The following is a 2,523-nucleotide window of genomic DNA, read 5'->3' as shown; positions in this document are numbered from 1 at the left end:
TCAAGGTGATCAAGCGGGTGGCCTACGGCTACCGGGATAACGACTACTTCTTTCTGAAGATAAAAGCAGCATTTCCCGGTAAAGCGCGATGAACCTTATATTTGGCCGTTCTCCTGGCGAATCTGAAGAAACAGGTCACTGATACCGGCAGCGCAGGCAAGAACCAGCCCCAATAGCGAAACTCGGCTCTACCCAGTTAACGGGGATGCGCCGAAATTCACTAAACCCTGTTGATAATGCCATCCCATCCACAATGGGTCAGCACCCTTCGCCTGTAGTTCTCAAAGCTCCTGAATGCATACGCTCGCCTCGACATAATTTCCATCTTGTTATGGAAGCCCTCGGTGGGCCCATTGCTCTTGCGAAAACGCCACATTGTCACGATCGGCTCCAGCCAGGATGTGAGGGTCTTTGCCAGCCTGTTGGTTGCCGTTTAAAACTGACCCAGGGGGGATGCGGACAATATCTTGGACTGAATTAAGTCACTAACCCCAAGCTTTCACGGTCTCGATGGGACTGAGATAACCAAGGGAGATCTTTATCCGTTTTTCGTTGTACCAGCGAATGTAAGCATCAAGCTCTTCGAGGAACTGCGCGATGGTTGTCGAATACCAGTCCCTCGGATGGAACATCTCGGTCTTTAGCCTCCCGAAGAACCCTTCACAGGCCGCATTGTCCGGCGAGCATGCTTTACGCGACATGGATCGGATCAGATTCGCTTTTGCAACACGGGACAGCCAGCCAGGCCATCGGTAGTGGCCGCCCCGATCAGAATGGACGATAGGCTTCTCAGCACCTTCGGCCACAGTCTCAATGGCCGCATCTAGCATGGTATTTACAAGCTTTGCATCGGGGCTGGTGCCAATCGACCAACTTACTACCATGCCATCGAAACAATCGATCATAGGCGACAGGTAAACCTTCCCGGCTGGTATCTGGAATTCCGAAATGTCCGTGAGCCACTTCTCATTGGGTGCAACGGCATGAAAATCGCGATTGATGATGTTCTCTGGAGCGGGACTAATTTCTCCGATATAGGAACGATATCTGCGCCGCTTGGGCCTTAACGCGTGAAGGCTTTCTTGTTTCATGAGGCGCTGCACGACCTTCTCTGAGATGAACACCTGTTGCCTAGCCAACGATGCCTGAATTCGACGATAACCATAGGTCCCGTGATTGCTTTCGAATATCTCGGTTATCATGCAACGGAGTTCCGCATACTTATCGGCAACCCGCATCGGCGAACGATGATAAAAGTAAGAGCTGCGTGCCAAGCCGAGCCTTTTAAGAAGCTTCGTTAAACCATATTCTTCTTTCAGGGCATCAGCCAGCATCGTCTTCTCCCGGTTGCTTAGGAGCTGCAGGTCGACGCCCAGATCTTTTTTTAGAAGGTCATTGGCCTTCTTGAGAAGGTCGTGTTCAAGCTGCAGATTACGGATGTCGCGCTGGAGCGTTTCGACTTGCCGCTCCAGCTCCTGACTATCCGCCGTTGCTAGTGAGGGTTTATTGCGTTTCATTGATGCTGGAGCCTCTCGGCCAAGTAACTGGTTCTTCCAGTTGTACAGAGTAGCTCGATCAACATCCAGCTTGCATGCAACCTCTTGTGCACTACCTGTGCGTGTACACAACTCGTAGACTGCGGCACGTTTAGAGGACAATGAGGCAGGTAGTCTTGGTCTGCCCGCCTTGCAGGTGACGTATTTCCTAGCTTCCGGATATTGCTCGCGTACCCATGCGGTAAGCTTTTGTCGACAAGGGTAGCCCAATGCCTTCAGGGTGAAGGAGAAACAGCGCCCATGATTTGCCCAATGCTCTACCGCCACGTTCCTTTGCTCGTCCGAGTACTTCGGATTTGAGCGAGCGTACCCGGCTTGCAGATCACCACGTCTTTCGAATTCGTCATGCCACGCCTTCAAGGTATTCTTAGTCGGGTAACCCAACTGTTGGATCGTTGCCTTGCAACGCTTTCCTGTAATGACCCAGCTAAAACTGCACACCTACGCTGCTAATTGATACACCTCCCTGGGCGTTTTCATGCCCAGGGCTTGATGGGGGCGGCGCTCGTTGTAATAACGGAACCACGCCCCCAGCGCTGCTCTGGCCTCGTCGAGCGAGGCGAAGTTATGGAGCCATAGGCACTGCTCCTTCACCGATCGGATTAACCGCTCGACCATCCCGTTCTGCTGCGGGGTGTGAGGCCGGATAAACTCCTGTTTGATACCGTAGCGGAACACCGTGCGTGTGTAGCGGCGGCTGGTGAAGACCAAACCATTGTCCGAGCGGATAGTCAGGTCGTCGCTGGCTCGGCCTAGTATGCCGTAACGATTGATCAATGCCTCTTCCAAGGCCGCCTCAGCGGCTTTGGCGTTCCCGGTGGGGCTGAGTCGCCACCCAATCAGCTCGCGGGTGTAACAATCCATCACCAGGGTCCCCCTCTGTCAGGATAGATGTCGTGTCCATTTTTCACTCTAAATCTCAAGGAGGGGGCGGTCAGTGAGACCAGCGTGGGACAATATAGCGAGG

At 53.2% G+C, this 2,523-nt stretch carries 3 protein-coding genes; all 3 read right to left on the bottom strand.

Going from position 1 to position 2,523, the window contains the following annotated elements; translation table 11 throughout:
* Window positions 1-220: 220 nt before the first annotated feature.
* A complete protein-coding gene (locus G533_RS24330) occupies window positions 221-418 on the bottom strand; it encodes a transposase (RefSeq protein WP_420835550.1) in 198 nt (65 codons plus the stop codon).
* A 59-nt stretch (window positions 419-477) separates the two neighbouring features.
* A protein-coding gene (locus G533_RS23050) for an IS3 family transposase (RefSeq protein WP_240472470.1) occupies window positions 478-1,997 on the bottom strand; the annotation gives its coding sequence in 2 pieces (ribosomal slippage) (window positions 478-506 and window positions 506-1,997; 1,521 coding nt in all).
* A complete protein-coding gene (locus tag G533_RS23045; RefSeq protein ID WP_144079964.1) occupies window positions 1,998-2,420 on the bottom strand; it encodes an integrase core domain-containing protein in 423 nt (140 codons plus the stop codon).
* Window positions 2,421-2,523 lie beyond the last annotated feature (103 nt).

The sequence above is a fragment of the Haliea salexigens DSM 19537 genome (assembly GCF_000423125.1).
GTDB lineage: Bacteria > Pseudomonadota > Gammaproteobacteria > Pseudomonadales > Halieaceae > Haliea > Haliea salexigens.
The sequence above is the reverse complement of the archived record's forward strand: the minus strand, read 5'-3'. Positions and strand labels throughout refer to the sequence as shown.

Coding starts and splice junctions, on each gene's coding strand:
- G533_RS23045 (WP_144079964.1), bottom strand. CDS start 2,420: ATGGATTGTTACACCCGCGAGCTGATTGGGTGGCGACTCAGCCCCACC.